Origin of the sequence: Streptomyces sp. NPDC058145 (assembly GCF_042884245.1) — a bacterium.
GTDB lineage: Bacteria > Actinomycetota > Actinomycetes > Streptomycetales > Streptomycetaceae > Streptomyces.
In genome coordinates this window covers 533,857-551,009 of sequence record NZ_JBHVUH010000002.1, presented here as the reverse complement: position 1 = coordinate 551,009, position 17,153 = coordinate 533,857, and the positions used below count along the sequence as shown (strand labels likewise).

Below are 17,153 nucleotides of genomic sequence, written 5' to 3'. Positions count from 1 at the left end.
ACAACTTGCTGGGCTTTGTTGGGGGGCTTCGGCCGCTGCGGTGACGCCCCGCGTCCCGCCGGGGCGGGGGCCCGGGGGGCGCGGGCCCGCCGGGCCGGGGCCCCACGGCTCCGGTGTTTCTCGTGAGCTGGCGCTCAGACCGTCTCGGGCAGCTCCTCGAGGCCCTCGGCGACCAGCTTGGCCAGACGGTCCAGGGCGATGTCCGCGCCCTCGGCGTCGGAGGCGAGGACGATCTCCTCGCCGCCCTGGGCGCCCAGACCCAGGACGGCCAGCATGGAGGCCGCGTTGACGGGGTTGCCCCCGGCCTTGGCGATCGTCACCGGGACGCCTGTGGCCGTGGCGGCTCGGACGAAGATGGAGGCGGGGCGGGCGTGGAGGCCCTCGGCCCAGCCGACGTTGACGCGGCGCTCAGCCATGTGTTGCTGCCCTTCGGTGTTCAGGTTGTCTAGACCAGTTTCCCATATCGCGAAGCGTGCCCCGGGCGGTCTCGTGTCCCGCTCCGGTGTGCCGCCGGACCGCGGCCTCGGTCCGGCCTGTTCGTCCTCCACAGACTGCCTCGCGACGTCGCCGTACGCGAGCCGTACCCTGGGGCCCATGCAGAGCCCGGCGGACCGGCAGGACCGGCACGAGTACCCCGCTCACTGGGAGGCGGACGTGGTGCTGCGCGACGGGGGCACCGCGCGCATCAGGCCCATCACCGCTGATGACGCCGACCGTCTGGTCAGCTTCTACGAGCAGGTCTCGGACGAGTCGAAGTACTACCGCTTCTTCGCGCCGTACCCACGCCTGTCCGCCAAGGACGTCCACCGCTTCACTCACCACGACTTCGTGGACCGGGTGGGACTCGCGGCCACCATCGGCGGCGAGTTCATCGCCACCGTACGCTACGACCGCATCGGCACCGACGGCATGCCCGCGTCCGTGCCCGCCGACGAGGCGGAGGTCGCCTTCCTGGTCCAGGACGCCCACCAGGGCCGCGGTGTCGCCTCCGCCCTGCTGGAACACGTCGCGGCCGTCGCACGCGAGCGGGGCATCCGGCGCTTCGCCGCCGAGGTGCTGCCCGCAAACACCAAGATGATCAAGGTGTTCACGGACGCCGGATACACCCAGAAGCGCAGCTTCGAGGACGGCGTCGTACGCCTGGAGTTCGACCTCGAGCCCACCGACCGCTCGGTCGCCGTCCAGCGCGCGCGGGAGCAGCGCGCCGAGGCCCGCTCGGTGCGTCGGCTGCTGGCGCCCGGCTCCGTCGCCGTCGTCGGCGTCGGCCGCACGCCCGGCGGAGTCGGCCGCGGCGTCCTCGGCAACATCCGGGAGGCCGGCTACCGGGGCCGGCTGCACGCCGTTAACAAGGCATTCCCCGAGGACCTCGAGGAGGTCGACGGGGTGCCCGCGCACCGCTCGGTGCGGGACATCGAGGGGCCCGTCGACCTCGCCGTCGTCGCCGTCCCGGCCGAGCACGTGCCCGCGGTCGTCGCCGAGTGCGGCGAGCACGGGGTGCAGGGGCTCGTGGTGCTGTCCGCCGGATACGCCGAGAGCGGGCCCGAGGGGCGCGAGCGGCAACGGGCCCTGGTGCGGCAGGCGCGCGCGTACGGCATGCGGATCATCGGCCCCAACGCCTTCGGGATCATCAACACCGCGCCCGGCGTCCGGCTGAACGCCTCACTGGCCCCGCAGATGCCCAGGCCCGGCCGCATCGGCCTGTTCGCGCAGTCCGGCGCCATCGGCATCGCCCTGCTGTCCCGGCTGCACCGGCGCGGGGGAGGCGTCACGGGCGTCACGGGCGTGTCCACCTTCGTGTCGTCCGGCAACCGGGCCGACGTCTCCGGCAACGATGTCCTGCAGTACTGGTACGACGACCCCGAGACCGATGTCGCCCTGATGTACCTGGAGACCATCGGCAACCCCCGCAAGTTCAACCGCCTGGCCCGGCGCACGGCCGCGGCCAAGCCGCTGGTCGTGGTGCAGGGCGCCGGGTCCGCGCCGCAGGGACACGCGGTGCGGGCGACGCGGCTGCCCCACGAGACCGTGTCGGCGCTGCTCCGGCAGGCCGGCGTCATCCGGGTCGACACGATCACCGAGTTGGTCGACGCGGGCCTGCTGCTGGCCCGGCAGCCGCTGCCCGCCGGGCCCCGGGTGGCGATCCTCGGGAACTCCGAGTCCCTGGGCCTGCTGACGTACGACCGGTGCCTCGCGGAGGGACTGCGGCCCTCGCCCCCGCTGGACCTGACCACCGGCGCGACGGCGGAGGACTTCCACCGCGCGCTGTGCCGGGCACTGGCGGACGACACGTGCGACGCGGTCGTGGTCACGGCGATCCCGGCGATCGGCGAGGGCTCGCCGGGCGACGCCGAACTGGCGGAGGCGCTGCGGTCGGCGGCGTCCGGGGTGTCCGGCAAGCCCGTGCTCGTGGTGCACGTGGAACTCGGCGGGCTCGCGGAGGCGTTGTCGGCCGCGGCGAGCACGGCCCCGCAGGCCGCCGCGCAGGCTTCGGGTGCGGCGGGCACCGCACCTCAGGCCGCCCCGCGGGCTCCGGGCGACGCGAACGCCGCACCCCGGTCCGCGCAGGCACCCGGTACCCCGGACGGCACCGGCCCGTCCCGCCCCGCGCGGCGGCCGCCGGCCGCGGTGCCCGACGCACCGGGCGCTTCCCCGCAGCACGGGACCCGCCTCATCCCCGCCTACCCCGCCGCCGAACGAGCCGTCCGCGCCCTCGCCGAGGCCGTGAAGTACGGGCAGTGGCGGCGCGAGGCCACCGATCCCGGCAAGGTCCCGGAGTACGAGGACATCGACGAGAAGGGCGCCGCGGAACTGATCGGCGTCCTGCTCGAACGCGGACAGGGGCTCACCCTCGGGGAGGCGGAGACCTGCGAACTGCTCGGCAAATACGGCATCCCGGTCCGCCGCGCCCTGCCCGCGCCCACCCCTGACGCCGCCGCCGAGGCCGCCCGCACCCTCGGCTACCCGGTGGCCCTCAAGGCCACCGCCCCGCACCTGCGGCACCGCGCCGACCTCGGCGGCGTACGCCTCGACCTCGCGGACGAGGAGCAACTACGCCGCTCCTACGCCGAGTTGACCGAGCTGTTCGGAAAGCCCGATGAGCTGCGACCGGTGGTGCAGGGCATGGCGCCGAGGGGCGTCGACACGGTCGTGCGCGCGGTGATCGATCCGGCGGCCGGCGCCGTGCTGTCCTTCGGGCTCGCCGGGGCCCCCTCGCAACTGCTCGGCGACATGGCGCACCGGCTGGTCCCGGTCACCGACCGGGACGCGACCTCGCTGGTGCGGTCCATCCGCACGGCACCGCTGCTGTTCGGCTGGCGCGGCTCCACGCCCGCGGACACCCCCGCGCTGGAGCGGCTGCTGCTGCGTGTGTCCCGGCTGGTGGACGACCATCCCGAGGTGGTGGCCGTCACCCTGGAGCCGGTCGTCGTCGCCCAGCGGGGTGTGAGCGTCCTCGGCGCCACCGTGCGCCTCGCGCCCCCGCCCGCCCGCGACGACCTCGGCCCGCGCACCATGCCGGCGTACTGAGCGGGGGAGCGGCCGGGGCCTTCCACCGGGGCCCTTCGTACGGCGGTCCCGGCGCGGGAGGGTGGGCCACCGCGGCCGACGGCGACTGGCCCGGACCGCCCTTGCCCACGGATTAAGATGGACGCCATGGCCAAGACCAGTACGACGACCCAGGGGCTGCGCACGGCGATCGAGCGCAGCGGCTACTACCCGGCCCTCGTGGCCGAGGCGGTGGAGGCCGCTGTGGGCGGCGAGCCCATCCGGTCGTACCTGGTCCACCAGGAGACGACCTTCGACCAGAACGAGGTGCGCCGGCATGTGACCGTGCTGGTCCTCACCGGCAACCGCTTCATCGTCAGCCACACCGACGAGCAGGCCGCCGACAGCACCTCCCCGACGCCGTACGCCACCACCTCCACGGAATCGGTGAAGCTCGGCCGGATCTCGTCCGTCGTGGTCAGCCGGGTGGTCGCCAACCCGGAGCAGTACAAGCCGGGCACCCTGCCCCGCGAGATCGTGCTGACCATCGGCTGGGGCGCGGTCAGCCGCATCGACCTGGAGCCCGCCGCCTGCGGCGACCCCAACTGCGAGGCCGACCACGGCTACACGGGCAGTTCCACGGCGGACGACCTCAGCCTGCGGGTGAGTGAGGCCGGCGACGGCCCCGAGACGGTGCGCCAGGCGCTCGCCTTCGCACAGGCCATCTCCGAGGCGACCGCGGATCCCACGCGCTGATGGCGGCGCAGCTCTCCGCCTGGGACTTCCCGGAGCCACTCGCCCTGGACACCGCGCCACTGCCGCAGTACGGCAGCGGCTCGCTCGCCGACCTGCTGCCCACCCTGGCCGCGGGCCTCGGCGTCCCCGGCATGACCGCCACGATCGGGGAACTGACCCCGGCCGACCGGGTCTGCGTCTTCCTGGTCGACGGGCTCGGCTGGGAGCAGCTCCGGGCGCACCCCGACGAGGCGCCGTTCCTGAACTCGCTGCTCGGCAGCTCGCGCGGCGGCACCGGCCGCCCGCTCACCGCCGGTTACCCGGCCACCACCGCGACCTCCCTGGCCTCGGTCGGCACCGGCCTGCCGCCCGGCGCGCACGGCCTGCCCGGCTACACCGTCCGCAACCCCGCCACCGGCGAGCTGATGAACCAGCTCCGCTGGCAGCCGTGGGCCCCGCCGCGCCCCTGGCAGCCGTACCCCACGGTCTTCCAACTGTCCCACGACGCCGGTGTGCACGCCGCCCAGGTGTCCTCGCCGGCCTTCGCGAGCACCCCGCTGACCAAGGTCGCGCTGAGCGGCGGCACCTTCCACGGCAGGCTCACCGGCGAGGACCGCATGGATCTCGCCGCCGAGCAACTGGCCGCCGGTGACCGCTCGCTGGTGTACACCTACTACGCCGAGCTGGACGGCGCCGGGCATCGCTACGGCGTCGCCTCCGACACCTGGCGCGGCCAGCTCATGAACGTCGACCGGCTCGCCCAGCGCCTCGCCGAGCAGCTTCCACCGCGCAGCGCGCTGTACGTCACCGCCGACCACGGCATGGTCGACGTGCCGTTCGACGAGCAGCACCGGATCGACTTCGACGAGGACTGGGAGCTGGGCGCCGGCGTCGCCCTGCTCGGTGGTGAGGGCCGGGCGCGGCACGTGTACGCGGTGCCGGGCGCCGAGACCGACGTGCTGACCGTCTGGCGCGAGGTGCTCGGCGAGCAGTTCTGGGTGGCCTCGCGGGACGAGGCGATCGAGGCCGGCTGGTTCGGGCCGCGTGTCGACGAGCGCGTGTACGCGCGGCTGGGGGACGTGATCGCGGCCGCGCACGACGACGTCCTGATCATCGCCTCCGAGCGGGAACCCAAGGAGTCGGCGCTGGTCGGCAACCACGGCTCGATGACCCCCGCCGAGCAGCTCGTCCCGCTGCTCGAAGTACGCTCCTGAAACCCCCTGCCCGTCCCCGCCGAAAGGTGCTCATCCCCTCATGCCCGAGCTGGTGTTCTTCTCCGGAACCATGGACTGCGGGAAGTCGACGCTGGCTCTGCAGATCGAGCACAACCGCTCCACGCGGGGCCTCGTCGGGGTGATCTTCACCCGGGACGACCGCGCGGGCGAGGGCAAGCTGTCCTCCCGGCTCGGCCTGGTCACCGACGCGGTGGAGGTCGAGGACGGCCAGGACCTGTACGCCTATCTCGTCGACCACCTCTCCCAGGGAGGCCGCGCGGACTACGTGATCGCGGACGAGGCCCAGTTCCTCGCGCCGGAGCAGATCGACCAGCTCGCGCGCGTGGTGGACGACCTCGGCCTGGACGTCTACGCGTTCGGCATCACCACCGACTTCCGCTCCAAGCTCTTCCCCGGCTCCCAGCGACTGGTGGAGCTGGCCGACCGCATAGAGGTGCTGCAGGTCGAGGCCCTGTGCTGGTGCGGCGCCCGTGCCACGCACAACGCCCGCACCGTGGGCGGCGAGATGGTCGTGGAGGGCGCCCAGGTGGTCGTCGGCGACGTCAACCACGCGGCGGGCGAGATCGGCTACGAGGTGCTGTGCCGCCGCCACCACCGGCGCCGCATGACCGCCGGGACGTCCCGCGCGGCGGCCCTCTCCCCGGACGTGCTGCCGGTCACCGCGGACTGACCGGGGGCTCGCCTCGGTCAGTCCGCGGTGGCGGGCGCCGGAGCCCGACCCACCGGGACGCCGGACGGCGGGTTCACCGAGGATCCTCGATCACCGAGAACACCGCCCCCTCCGGGTCCGCCACCGTGGCGACCCGGCCGTGCGGGCTGTCGTGGGCCGGGTCCAGGACCCGGCCGCCCAGTTCGGTGACCTGAAGCAGCGTTTCCTCGGTGTCGGCGACCTGGAAGTACGTCAGCCAGTGGGCGCCCCGGTCGCCGGGCAGGGCATGGCCCAGGCCGTTCAGGCCGGCCACCGGGTGTCCGCCGGCGCGCAGGGTCACGTGGTCGGAGTCGGCGGAGATCTCCGGCTCCTCCTCGTAGCCGAACACCGTCTCGTAGAACTTGGCCACGGCGGTGGTCTCGAAGGTGAGCAGCTCGTTCCAGGCGGGAGTGCCCGGGACGCCGCTGATCGACGTGCCGAGGTGGGCCGCGCCCAGCCAGATCCCGAACACCGCCCCGGAGGGGTCGGCGGCGATGGCCATTCGCCCGGCCTCGGCCGCGTCCAGCGGGCCCACGGCCACCGTGCCGCCGCACAGGCGCACCTGGTCGGCCGTCGCGTCCACGTCGCGCGAGGCGAAGTACGGCGTCCAGGCGACCGGCAGCCGGCGGTCCGGCGGCAGGTGGCCGATGCCGGCCACGTCGTGGCCGTCCAGCAGCGCCCGCACGTACGGGCCGAGCTGCTGCGGGCCCGGCCGGAACTCCCAGCCGAACAGGGCCCCGTAGAACCTCTCGGTCGCGGCCAGCTCGTGCACCATCAGGCTCACCCAGCAGGGTGTGCCGGGCGCGCGCCGTGCGTGCGGGCCGGCCGACTCCCGTGCCTCGGTCATCGATCACTCTCTCCCCGGCCCTCACGGGGGCCGTGTCGCTTCCGCTTGCCGGAGGGGTGTGCCGCCCACGCGCGCACACCCGTGCCGGTACCCGCGTCCTCCGGGGTGCCGCGTGCCGGGCCGCGCCGACCGCCCGGGGCACCGGGAAGGATGCCTGCTCCGCCGTCTCCCGCCGCTTTCCGACGATGGCCGGCGAGTGTCCGACAGTTGTACAGCCTGTGCCCGATCCCGTACGCCGGGTGATCGGACCTGTCCGGCGGGAGAGTAGCCGGACCTGGACGCCGCGGCCACCCCTGACGTAAGGATGACGCCATGACAGCCATCATCAGCCCGACCGAACTGGCCCACGAGATCCAGGGGGAGGCCCCGCCCGTCCTGCTGGACGTCCGCTGGCAGCTCAGCCTCGCGAAGGCGGCGGGCGAACCGGAGTTCGACGGCCGGGCCGAGTACGCGGCCGGGCACATCCCCGGCGCGGTCTTCGTCGACCTGGACCGGGAGCTGGCCTCGGCCCCCGGCGAGCGCGGCCGCCATCCACTGCCCGACCTCGCGGAGTTCGGCGCGGCCATGCGCCGCGCGGGTGTGTCGGCCGCCCGGCCGGTCGTCGTCTACGACGGCGGGGTGGGCTGGGCCGCCGCGCGCGCGTGGTGGCTGCTGCGCTGGACGGGTCACCCGGACGTGCGGTTCCTCGACGGCGGGTTGCCGGCCTGGCAGGGCCCGCTGTCCACGGAGACGCCCGCTCCGGCCGAGGGCGACTTCCGGCCCGCGCCGGACCCTGCCGGGTTGCTGGACGCGGACCAGGCGGCCGCCCTGGCCGGCTCGGGCGTGCTGCTGGACGCGCGCGCGGGGGAGCGGTACCGCGGTGAGGTGGAGCCCATCGACCGGGTCGGCGGGCACATCCCGGGCGCGGTGTCGGCACCCACGACCGAGAACGTGGGGCCGGACGGCCGGTTCCTGTCCGCGGTGGACCTGCGGGACCGCTTCAAGGCCCTGGGCGTGTCCACGGACGTTCCGGTGGGCGTCTACTGCGGCTCGGGCGTGTCGGCCGCCCAGGAGGTGCTGGCACTCGCGGTCGCGGGCATTCCGGCGGCCCTGTACGTCGGTTCCTGGTCGGAGTGGTCCTCGGACCCGTCCCGTCCGGTGGCGGTGGGCCCGGACCCGCGGTAGGCGACGAGAAGTGGGGGCACGCGCGCGTGCCCCCACTTTCACACGTCGTACGACGGTTCACACGGTCGTACGACCCGTTTACTCCTGCTTCTTGCGCCGGGTCCCGAACACGATCTCGTCCCAGCTCGGGACCGCGGCGCGGCGGCCGGGACGGACGCCGTCGGCCTCGGCCTGGCGGTCGGTGGAGCCGATGAGCCGGTCCCGGTGACTGCCCACCGAGCGCGGCATGAGGACGTCCGCGTAGGCGGATCCGGCCGACGCGGCGGGCGCCGGGGGCTCCTCCTCGGCGACCTCCTCGGGCGGCTCCTCCGACGAGATCTCCGCCGGCCGTTCCGGGACCACCAGGTCGCCCCGGAAGCTCGGCACCGCCTCCAGCAGGCTGGTCAGCGAGTCGCGTTCACCGGTGCTCTCCTCGGCGGGCTCGGACGCCTGCGCGGGCAGGCTCAGCCGCTCCCGGTCGACCCGCTCCAGGGCACGGTCCATGCCCCGGTCGCGCGGCAGCCGGGCGATGCGCGGGACGAACGGGAAGCTCGGCTCCGGCACGGCGAGGTCGTCGGACTCGCCGATCAGCGAGCGCGCCTCCTCGTCCACGGCCTGCACGAGCCGCCGGGGCGGGTCGTACGTCCAGCTCGCCGAGTGCGGTTCGCCCGCGACCAGATAGACGAGCAGGACCTCCCAGGTGCCGTCGTCGCGGCGCCAGGAGTCCCACTGCGCGGTGTCCTTGTCGGCGCCGCGCAGCAGCAGCCGCTCCTGGACGGCCTCGCCGAGCAGCGGACCGGAGTTCTCGCCGGGCCGGCGGACCGGGGTCTTGCGGGCGCGCTCGGCCATGAAGGCGCGCTCGGCCAGCACCGGCCCCTCGAAGCGCCGTACCCGGTCGACCGGGATGCCGGCGAGCTGGGCGACCTCTTCGGCGGTGGCGCCGGCTCGTATACGGGCCTGGATGTCACGCGGGCGGAGATGGCTCTCCACCTCGATCTCGATCTGACCGAGACGGGGCCGGTCGCCGCGGACGGCGGCGCGCAGCCGCTCGTCGATCGGAAGTGTGTACTCCGTGGAGTCGGCAGCCTTCAGCACCAGCCGTGTGCCGTCATTGGAGACGGCCACGACACGCAGTTCGGGCATGGGGACCTCCCGGGTGGTGCCTGCCGACGTCACGTGCGTCGCTGCTTCCGCTAGTCGAGTGTGGCCTGCCCGGGTGCAGCCTGCCACAACCTTGCCGAGTTGCCCGGCGTGTCGGGCATGGGCCCTGGGTCGCCGTTATGGCACGGTTACCTATTCGCAACGCTAAGTGACCAACTCCGTCACCCTGTGCAACTGGCCCCCTCCCGGTGGTCCCGCGAGGTCGCGGACACCCTGGTGGGAGACCGTACCCAGGGCTCGCAACAGTACTCCATTTGGACCATGTGCGTGGATGGGCGCGCCGCCCAACTTCTCGCAAGGAGTGCGACTTGGCCGTTCATCACCGGGTTGTGACGATCTTGGGGGTGGCGAACTTCACGAAATCCCCGGAAACGGAACTAATCGCTACGCCCCCAGAATCCTCCGCAAGTAGTCGTTCTGGAACAGGCGTTCCGGGTCGAGCCGGTCGCGCAGCGCCGTGAACTCGGCGAAGCGCGGGTACACCCCGGAGAAGTACGCCGCGTCCCGCGTGTGCACCTTCCCCCAGTGCGGCCGGCCCTCGTGCGCGGTGAAGATGCGCTCGGCGGCGGTGAAGTAGGCCTGGTACGGCGTGCCCCGGAACATGTGCACGGCGATGTACGCGCTGTCCCGTCCGGAGGCGGTGGACAGGGTGATGTCGTCGGCCGGTGCGGTGCGCACCTCGACCGGGAAGCTGACGCGCAGTCCGGAGCGGTCGACCATGGTCTTCAACTCGCGCAGGGTGTCCGCCAGGGCCGCGCGCGGGACGGCGTACTCCATCTCCACGAAGCGCACCCGGCGCGGCGAGGTGAAGACCTCGTAGGGGATGTCCGTGTACGTCCGCGCGGACAGCGCCCTGCTGGAGATCCGCGCGATCGCCGGGACGGTCGCCGGGGCCGCGCGCCCGACCCACTGGGCCACCTGGAAGACGCCGTTGGAGAGGAACTCGTCCTCGAACCAGCCGGCCAGCCGCCCCACCGGCTGTTCCGGGCCCGCGCTGCGGTTGTTGCGCTTGGTGTTGGTGTTGCCGGTGTGCGGGAACCAGTAGAACTCGAAGTGCTCGTTCTCCGCCCACAGTTGATCGAACTCGGCGACTACCCGGTCGAAGGGCATCGGCTCCTCGCGCGCGGTGAGCAGGAACAGCGGCTCCACGGCGAAGGTGATCGCCGTGACGACGCCGAGGGCGCCGAGGCCTATTCGGGCGGCCGCGAAGACCTCCGGGTTCTCCTTGTCGGAGCAGGTGAGCACCGAGCCGTCGGCCGTCACCAGCTCGAGGCCCTTGATCTGGGCGGCGATCGAGGCCGACTCGCGGCCCGTGCCGTGGGTGCCGGTGCTGGTGGCGCCGGAGACCGTCTGCTCCATGATGTCGCCCATGTTGGTGAGCGACAGCCCCTCGCGCGACAGGGCCGCGTTGAGTCTTTTGAGCGGGGTGCCCGCCTCCACCGTGACGGTCATGGCCTCCCGGTCGATGCCGCGGATGCCGGTCAGCAGCTGAGGACGGATCAGCACACCGTCCGTGGCGGCTATGGACGTGAAGGAGTGCCCGGTGCCGACCGCCTTCACCTTCAGGCCGTCCTCGGCCGCCCGGCGCACCGCCGCGGCCAGCTCCTCCACCGAGGCCGGCGTGACCTCGCGCGCGGGGCGGGCGGAGACGTTGCCGCCCCAGTTACGCCAGGTGCTGTTCCTCGCGCTGTACGTGGTGCTCAACGATGCCTCCCCGACCCGCGGCCGGCCTGCGGAGCCGACGGAACCCGAGGAAACCGACCGCGACCGCGACGGCCCCGGACGCGGCCGGAACCCCGTACCCGGCGCGCGCCCCGGCTGCGTCGATCACCCAGCCGGCCACGGAGGAGCCGAGCGCGACTCCGACCGCGAGGCCGGTGCTCACCCAGGTCATGCCCTCGGTGAGCTGCGCGCGAGGTACGTGCTCTTCGATGAGGGACATCGTCGTGATCATCGTCGGCGCGATGGCCAGCCCCGCAACGAACAGCGCCACGGCCAGAAGCGGCAGGTTTCCGACCAGTAGGAGGGGGATCATACTCACGCCCATGGCCGACACGCCCACGAGCCACCGTCGCTCCGGTGCCCCGGCGAACCGCATCAGCCCGAAGACCACCCCGGCCGAGCAGGATCCGGCCGCGTACAGCGCGAGGACCACGCTCGCGGCGGCCTTGTGGCCGCGTTCGTCGGCGAAGGCGACGGTGACCACGTCGACCGCCCCGAAGATCGTGCCGGTGGCCGCGAAGGTGGCCACCAGCACCTGGAGTCCGGGCGAGCGCAGCGCGCTGCCGCCCCCCTGCCGCTCACGCGGGTGCGGCCGCGGCTCGGTGGCGTGCTGGGAGGTCAGCCAGAAGACGCCGGCGGCCAGGAAGCAGGCGGCCAGCAGGGGCCCCGCCTCCGGGAACCAGGCCGTGGAAAGGCCGATGGAGATGATCGGCCCGAAGATGAAGCAGACCTCGTCGACCACCGACTCGAACGAGTAGGCGGTGTGCAGCTTCGGCGTCCCCCGGTACAGGGCCGCCCAGCGGGACCTGATCATCGCGCCCAGGCTCGGCACCGAGCCGATCCCGGCCGCGCAGGCGAACAGTGTCCAGTCCGGCCCGCCGAGGTGTGCGGTGAGCAGCAGTCCGGCGGCCGCCGTGAGCGCGACCAGGGTCGCCGGGCGCAGTACCCGGCGCTGCCCGTGCCGGTCCACCAGCCGGGAGATCTGCGGCCCGATCGCGGCGGCGGACAGGGCGATGGTGGCGGACAGCGCGCCGGCCAGGCCGTAGCGGCCGGTGAGCTGCGAGACCATCGTGACCACGCCGATGCCCATCATCGACAGCGGCATCCGGCCGACGAACCCCGCGGCGGAGAAGGCCTTCGTGCCGGGCTCGGCGAACAGGGCGCGGTAGGGGCTGGGCACGTGGACTCCGGGGCGGCTCGTAAGGCGCGAATGCGATCGATACAGCTTACGAGTTAGGTGGCCCTAAGCACACCCCGAAATACGGTCGGGACGCCACCGGAGGCACAGCCGGAGAATCATCACGAAACCGCCTCGAACGCGACTCTTCACCCCGCTGTTCCCCCGCTGTCGGTACCGGGTGGCAGGATCGAGTCATGCCAGACGCGCTCGATCCCACCCCCTACGACGCCCTGCTCCTGCTCTCGTTCGGCGGGCCCGAGGGCCCCGACGACGTGGTCCCGTTCCTGGAGAACGTCACGCGCGGGCGTGGCATCCCCAAGGAACGCCTGAAGGAGGTCGGGCAGCACTACTTCCTGTTCGGCGGGGTCAGCCCCATCAACGACCAGAACCGGGCCCTGCTGAAGCTCCTGCGCGAGGACTTCGCCGAGCACGGCCTGAACCTGCCGGTCTACTGGGGCAACCGCAACTGGGCGCCGTACCTGACCGACGCCCTGCGCGAGATGGCGGCGGACGGCCGCCGCCGTGTTCTGGTGCTCGCCACCAGCGCCTACGCCACCTACTCGGGCTGCCGCCAGTACCGGGAGAACCTCGCCGACGCGCTGGCCACCCTTCAGGACGAGGGCGTGCGGCCGCCGAAGGTCGACAAGCTGCGGCACTACTTCAACCACCCGGGCTTCGTGGAGCCCATGATCGACGGCGTGCTGCGCTCCCTCGCCGACCTCCCCGAGGACGTGCGCGACGGCGCCCACATCGCCTTCACCACCCACTCCATCCCCACCTCCGCCGCCGACACCTCCGGTCCGGCCGAGGCCCACGGGGAGGGCGGGGCGTACGTCGAGCAGCACCTGGACGTGGCCCAGCTGATCGCCGACGCCGTCCGCGAGCGCACCGGCGTCGACCACCCCTGGCGGCTCGTCTACCAGTCCCGCTCCGGCGCCCCGCACATCCCCTGGCTGGAGCCGGACATCTGCGACCACCTGGAGGAGCGGCACGCCGCCGGCGTCCCGGCCGTCGTCATGGCGCCCATCGGCTTCGTCTCCGACCACATGGAGGTCCTCTACGACCTCGACACCGAGGCCACGGCCAAGGCCGGGGAACTGGGCCTGCCGGTGCGCCGCTCGGCCACCGTGGGCGCCGACCCGCGGTTCGCGGCCGCGGTCCGCGAACTGGTCCTGGAGCGGTCCGCGGCGGAGCGCGGGCTGGAGGTCACGCGGTGCGCCCTGGGCGCGCTCGGCCCCAGCCACGACCTGTGCCCCGTCGGCTGCTGCCCGGCCCGCGCCCCGAGGCCGGCCGCCGCCGGCGCCGACAGCCCCTTCGAGTGAGGAGACCCGTGACCGACGCCCTCCACCGGGAACTGCTCGAGGTGGCCCAGGAGGCCGCCCGCCGGGCCGGTGAGCTGCTGCGTGACGGACGGCCGGCCGACCTGGCGGTGGCCAGGACCAAGTCGAGCCCGATCGACGTCGTGACCGAGATGGACATCGCCGCCGAGAAGCTGATCACCGACCTGATCTCCGGGCGGCGGCCCGAGGACGGCTTCCTCGGCGAGGAAGGCGCCTCCGTCGAGGGCACCAGCGGCATCCGCTGGGTGATCGACCCGCTCGACGGCACGGTCAACTACCTCTACGGGCTGCCGACCTGGGCCGTGTCCGTCGCGGCCGAGCAGGACGGCGAGACCGTAGTCGGCGTGGTCGCGGCGCCGATGCGCGGCGAGACGTACCACGCGGTGCGCGGCGGCGGGGCCCGGGCCACGGGCGCGTGGAAGGGCGAGCGGGCGCTGTCCTGCCGTCCCGCGCCCCCGCTGGACCAGGCGCTGGTCTCCACCGGCTTCAACTACGTCGCCGAGGTCCGCACCCACCAGGCCGAGGTCGCCGCCCGGCTCATCCCGCTGCTGCGGGACATCCGGCGCGGCGGCTCGGCCGCGGTCGACCTGTGCGACGTGGCCTGCGGCCGGCTGGACGGCTACTACGAGCGCGGCCTGCACGCCTGGGACGTGGCGGCGGGGGACCTGATCGCCCGGGAGGCGGGCGCGCTGACCGGTGGACGCCCCGGAGAGCGCCCCACGGGCGACCTCACGGTCGCGGGCACCCCGGGCGTCTTCGAGCCCCTCCAGAGGCTGCTGGAGGACTTCGGCGCCTGGCACGACTAGTTCGCATCCGGGCGGGAAGGCGTCGCACAGGGCGCTGGACGAGCGAGACCCCCGGCGCTGGATTCGCCGGGGGTCCCGCTTGTGCCCTGCGGGCCTTAACAGACGCGTGACGCGCCGACCTCCACACCGTGCTCGGCGGCGAGGCGGCGCAGGTCGTCGAGCTCAGCCTGCTCCACCTCGACAAGGAAGTCGTCGCCCTCGTCACGAGCCCGCGACAGGTCGGACTCGGTCGCCTTTATGCGCTGCAGAAGTCCTGCGGTGAATGCGTCCATGCTGCGCCCCCTCGTCCTGGGTCGTGGGTCGGGTGGCACGGGGGTGTGCCGATCGGAGGGAAACGATCACGTCTGCCGCGGGTGCCCAGCGCAGCCCGGCCGGGCGGCGTCGGTGCCGGACACCCACGCTCACTCTGCGGATGCGGAAGCGGATCGCGATGTACCGCATGGTGCTGCGGCACATGCAGAGCGTGATCGCGGGGTGTACATGCCGTCCTCCCCCCGCTCTCCCCCCGGGAAACCTCTACCGCCGGAGAAACTCCCGCGTTGCCGCCCCGCCACCCCGGTCCCTGCGGTTCAGGACCCGTCTTACAGCCGACTTATGGCCGAAAAGGGCAGGATGGAGGCCACATCCCACGGACACCCCTGCCCGCGCGCGCCTCACCGCGCGCTACGCGGGTGGACAGAGGAAGGACAAGCGACGTGCGCGTACTCGTCGTCGAGGACGAGCAACTGCTCGCCGATGCGGTGGCCACCGGACTGCGCCGGGAGGCCATGGCCGTCGACGTCGTGTACGACGGTGCGGCCGCCCTGGAGCGCATCGGCGTCAACGACTACGACGTGGTCGTCCTCGACCGTGACCTTCCGCTCATCCACGGCGACGACGTCTGCCGCAAGATCGTGGAGCTGGGCATGCCCACGCGCGTGCTCATGCTGACCGCCTCCGGCGACGTCAGCGACCGCGTCGAGGGCCTGGAGATCGGCGCCGACGACTATCTCCCCAAGCCGTTCGCGTTCAGTGAGCTGATCGCGCGCGTACGGGCCCTCGGGCGCCGTACGAGCGTGCCGCTGCCGCCGGTTCTGGAACGGGCCGGCATCAAGCTCGACCCCAACCGCCGCGAGGTCTTCCGCGACGGCAAGGAGGTCCAGCTCGCGCCCAAGGAGTTCGCGGTCCTCGAGGTGCTGATGCGCAGCGAGGGCGCGGTGGTCTCGGCCGAGCAGCTGCTGGAGAAGGCCTGGGACGAGAACACCGACCCGTTCACCAACGTCGTGCGCGTGACCGTCATGACGCTGCGCCGCAAGCTCGGCGAGCCGCCGGTGATCGTCACCGTCCCCGGCTCCGGCTACCGGATCTGATCCGCCGTGGCCACGACGCCCGCGCCGCCCCAGGCGCCCCCGAAGCCCACCTGGGACCCCCGAAGGCCGCAGCCCCCCTTCCCGTGGCTGCGCCCGACCATCCGGATACGCCTCACCCTGCTGTACGGCGGCATGTTCCTGATCGCCGGCATCCTGCTGCTGTCGATCATCTACCTGCTGGCCGCGCAGGCCATCACCACCGGCAACGCACCGCTGTTCAAGATCGTCAGCTTCCAGGAGCTGAAGGTCTCCAGCGACAACTGCCCCGCGATCACCAACCAGGTCCCGCTGGCCGACTTCAACGACGCGATCAGCCGGTGCGCCGAAAGCCAGCGCCATGCGGCCCTGGACAACCTGCTCAGCCGCTCGCTGCTGGCCCTGCTGGGCCTCGCCGTGATCGCCTTCGCGTTCGGCTACGCGATGGCTGGCCGCGTGCTGTCCCCGCTCGGCCGGATCACCCGCACCGCGCGCCAGGTGGCCGGCTCGGACCTGTCCCGGCGGATCGAGCTGGACGGCCCGGACGACGAGCTGAAGGAGCTGGCGGACACCTTCGACGAGATGCTGGAACGCCTCGAGCGGGCCTTCACCGCCCAGCAGCGCTTCGTCGGCAACGCCTCCCACGAGCTGCGCACCCCGCTCGCGATCAACCGCACGCTCCTGGAGGTGCATCTGTCCGACCCGAACGCGCCCGTGGAGCTGCAGCAGCTCGGCAAGACGCTGCTGGCCACCAACGAGCGCAGCGAGCAGCTGGTGGAGGGCCTGCTGCTGCTCGCCCGCAGCGACAACCAGATCATCGAGCGCAAACCGGTCGACCTGGCCGAGGTGGCCGGCCAGGCCATCGACCAGGTGCACGCCGAGGCCGAGGCCAAGGGCGTCGCCGTCCGCGGCGAGCGCAAGCCCGCGGTGGTGCAGGGCAACGGCGTGCTGCTGGAGCGGATCGCGCTGAACCTCGTCCAGAACGCGGTGCGCTACAACGTGACCGAGGGCGGCTGGGTCGAGGTGGCCACGGAGGTGCTGCACGGGCAGGCGGTGCTGACCGTCTCCAACACCGGTCCGGTCGTGCCGGCGTACGAGATCGACAACCTCTTCGAGCCGTTCAGACGGCTGCGCACGGAGCGCACGGGCAGTGACAAGGGGGTGGGCCTCGGCCTGTCCATCGTCCGGTCCGTGGCCCGCGCGCACGGCGGCCTCATCGTGGCGACGCCGCGCGAGGGCGGCGGTCTGGTGATGCGGGTCACGCTGCCGCTGTGACCAGGATCCGACACACGCGGGGGTTGTTCGCTTCACGCGGAATTTTTAAGCCCCTGTCGGCGGTTGATCCTGTGTGATCGATCACATGCCCGGATTCCCGGCCATGTACCCTGCGTGATCATGGCGTGGGGTGGAAAGCCGGGAAAATCCCAGTTTTCAGGGCTCTAGATCACGGGAAGTACACGGTGAGGCGCCTTTGAGGCGCGGCATTCG

General features: G+C 72.9%; 15 protein-coding genes. 9 read left to right on the top strand and 6 right to left on the bottom strand.

Annotated elements, in window-relative coordinates:
* Positions 1-134 precede the first annotated feature (134 nt).
* A complete protein-coding gene (locus ACFVVO_RS06340) occupies positions 135-416 on the bottom strand; it encodes an HPr family phosphocarrier protein (protein WP_359553400.1) in 282 nt (93 codons plus the stop codon).
* Positions 417-594: 178 nt separating this feature from the next.
* Here ACFVVO_RS06340 and ACFVVO_RS06335 point away from each other — a divergent pair, with 178 nt between their 5' ends.
* From ACFVVO_RS06335 to ACFVVO_RS06320, 4 genes are all read left to right on the top strand, one after another.
* Positions 595-3,525 carry a GNAT family N-acetyltransferase gene (locus ACFVVO_RS06335; RefSeq protein ID WP_390052181.1) on the top strand — a complete coding sequence of 977 codons (2,931 nt, stop codon included), beginning with the start codon at positions 595-597 and terminating at the stop codon, positions 3,523-3,525.
* 117 nt (positions 3,526-3,642) lie between these two features.
* On the top strand, positions 3,643-4,239 hold the full coding sequence (locus ACFVVO_RS06330; protein ID WP_390052180.1) for a DUF5998 family protein: 597 nt from the start codon (positions 3,643-3,645) through the stop codon (positions 4,237-4,239).
* On the top strand, positions 4,239-5,432 hold the full coding sequence (locus ACFVVO_RS06325) for an alkaline phosphatase family protein (RefSeq protein WP_390052178.1): 1,194 nt from the start codon (positions 4,239-4,241) through the stop codon (positions 5,430-5,432). Before ACFVVO_RS06330 ends, ACFVVO_RS06325 begins: the two co-directional genes overlap by 1 nt.
* 40 nt (positions 5,433-5,472) lie before the next feature.
* Positions 5,473-6,123, top strand: a complete 651-nt coding sequence (locus ACFVVO_RS06320) for a thymidine kinase (protein WP_390052177.1) — start codon at positions 5,473-5,475, stop codon at positions 6,121-6,123.
* Positions 6,124-6,196: 73 nt separating this feature from the next.
* Here the strand turns inward: ACFVVO_RS06320 and ACFVVO_RS06315 are convergent, their stop codons facing one another.
* Positions 6,197-6,988 carry a VOC family protein gene (locus ACFVVO_RS06315; RefSeq protein WP_390052176.1) on the bottom strand — a complete coding sequence of 264 codons (792 nt, stop codon included), beginning with the start codon at positions 6,986-6,988 and terminating at the stop codon, positions 6,197-6,199.
* A gap of 312 nt (positions 6,989-7,300) precedes the next feature.
* Here ACFVVO_RS06315 and ACFVVO_RS06310 point away from each other — a divergent pair, with 312 nt between their 5' ends.
* Complete coding sequence (locus ACFVVO_RS06310) at positions 7,301-8,152, top strand: sulfurtransferase (protein ID WP_390052175.1); 852 nt, start codon at positions 7,301-7,303, stop codon at positions 8,150-8,152.
* 78 nt (positions 8,153-8,230) lie between these two features.
* On the opposite strand, the gene sepH is transcribed toward ACFVVO_RS06310, so the two are convergent.
* The 3 genes from sepH to ACFVVO_RS06295 form a co-directional block, all read right to left on the bottom strand.
* Complete coding sequence (gene sepH, locus ACFVVO_RS06305; protein ID WP_390052173.1) at positions 8,231-9,274, bottom strand: septation protein SepH; 1,044 nt, start codon at positions 9,272-9,274, stop codon at positions 8,231-8,233.
* 402 nt (positions 9,275-9,676) lie between these two features.
* Positions 9,677-10,996, bottom strand: coding sequence for a D-arabinono-1,4-lactone oxidase (locus ACFVVO_RS06300; protein ID WP_390052172.1), 1,320 nt, complete (start codon positions 10,994-10,996; stop codon positions 9,677-9,679).
* A complete protein-coding gene (locus ACFVVO_RS06295) occupies positions 10,956-12,194 on the bottom strand; it encodes an MFS transporter (protein ID WP_390052170.1) in 1,239 nt (412 codons plus the stop codon). Before ACFVVO_RS06295 ends, ACFVVO_RS06300 begins: the two co-directional genes overlap by 41 nt.
* 194 nt (positions 12,195-12,388) lie before the next feature.
* Here ACFVVO_RS06295 and ACFVVO_RS06290 point away from each other — a divergent pair, with 194 nt between their 5' ends.
* Positions 12,389-13,516, top strand: coding sequence for a ferrochelatase (locus ACFVVO_RS06290; protein ID WP_390052169.1), 1,128 nt, complete (start codon positions 12,389-12,391; stop codon positions 13,514-13,516).
* Between the two features lie 8 nt (positions 13,517-13,524).
* Positions 13,525-14,340: an inositol monophosphatase family protein gene (locus tag ACFVVO_RS06285; RefSeq protein WP_390052167.1), complete on the top strand. Its 816-nt coding sequence runs from the start codon at positions 13,525-13,527 to the stop codon at positions 14,338-14,340.
* A gap of 95 nt (positions 14,341-14,435) precedes the next feature.
* Here ACFVVO_RS06285 and ACFVVO_RS06280 read toward each other — a convergent pair whose 3' ends face one another.
* Positions 14,436-14,612: a hypothetical protein gene (locus tag ACFVVO_RS06280; RefSeq protein WP_199212319.1), complete on the bottom strand. Its 177-nt coding sequence runs from the start codon at positions 14,610-14,612 to the stop codon at positions 14,436-14,438.
* Between the two features lie 423 nt (positions 14,613-15,035).
* Here ACFVVO_RS06280 and ACFVVO_RS06275 point away from each other — a divergent pair, with 423 nt between their 5' ends.
* On the top strand, positions 15,036-15,689 hold the full coding sequence (locus tag ACFVVO_RS06275) for a response regulator transcription factor (RefSeq protein WP_390052165.1): 654 nt from the start codon (positions 15,036-15,038) through the stop codon (positions 15,687-15,689).
* Between the two features lie 6 nt (positions 15,690-15,695).
* A complete protein-coding gene (locus ACFVVO_RS06270) occupies positions 15,696-16,940 on the top strand; it encodes a sensor histidine kinase (RefSeq protein WP_390052163.1) in 1,245 nt (414 codons plus the stop codon).
* Positions 16,941-17,153: the final 213 nt, after the last annotated feature.

What these genes read in the sequence shown, in the direction of transcription:
- ACFVVO_RS06325 (WP_390052178.1), top strand. Translation starts at nt 4,239, where the DNA reads ATGGCGGCGCAGCTCTCCGCCTGGGACTTCCCGGAGCCACTCGCCCTG.
- sepH (WP_390052173.1), bottom strand. Translation starts at nt 9,274, where the DNA reads ATGCCCGAACTGCGTGTCGTGGCCGTCTCCAATGACGGCACACGGCTG.
- ACFVVO_RS06330 (WP_390052180.1), top strand. Translation starts at nt 3,643, where the DNA reads ATGGACGCCATGGCCAAGACCAGTACGACGACCCAGGGGCTGCGCACG.
- ACFVVO_RS06310 (WP_390052175.1), top strand. Translation starts at nt 7,301, where the DNA reads ATGACAGCCATCATCAGCCCGACCGAACTGGCCCACGAGATCCAGGGG.
- ACFVVO_RS06315 (WP_390052176.1), bottom strand. Translation starts at nt 6,988, where the DNA reads ATGACCGAGGCACGGGAGTCGGCCGGCCCGCACGCACGGCGCGCGCCC.
- ACFVVO_RS06335 (WP_390052181.1), top strand. Translation starts at nt 595, where the DNA reads ATGCAGAGCCCGGCGGACCGGCAGGACCGGCACGAGTACCCCGCTCAC.
- ACFVVO_RS06340 (WP_359553400.1), bottom strand. Translation starts at nt 416, where the DNA reads ATGGCTGAGCGCCGCGTCAACGTCGGCTGGGCCGAGGGCCTCCACGCC.
- ACFVVO_RS06320 (WP_390052177.1), top strand. Translation starts at nt 5,473, where the DNA reads ATGCCCGAGCTGGTGTTCTTCTCCGGAACCATGGACTGCGGGAAGTCG.
- ACFVVO_RS06280 (WP_199212319.1), bottom strand. Translation starts at nt 14,612, where the DNA reads ATGGACGCATTCACCGCAGGACTTCTGCAGCGCATAAAGGCGACCGAG.
- ACFVVO_RS06290 (WP_390052169.1), top strand. Translation starts at nt 12,389, where the DNA reads ATGCCAGACGCGCTCGATCCCACCCCCTACGACGCCCTGCTCCTGCTC.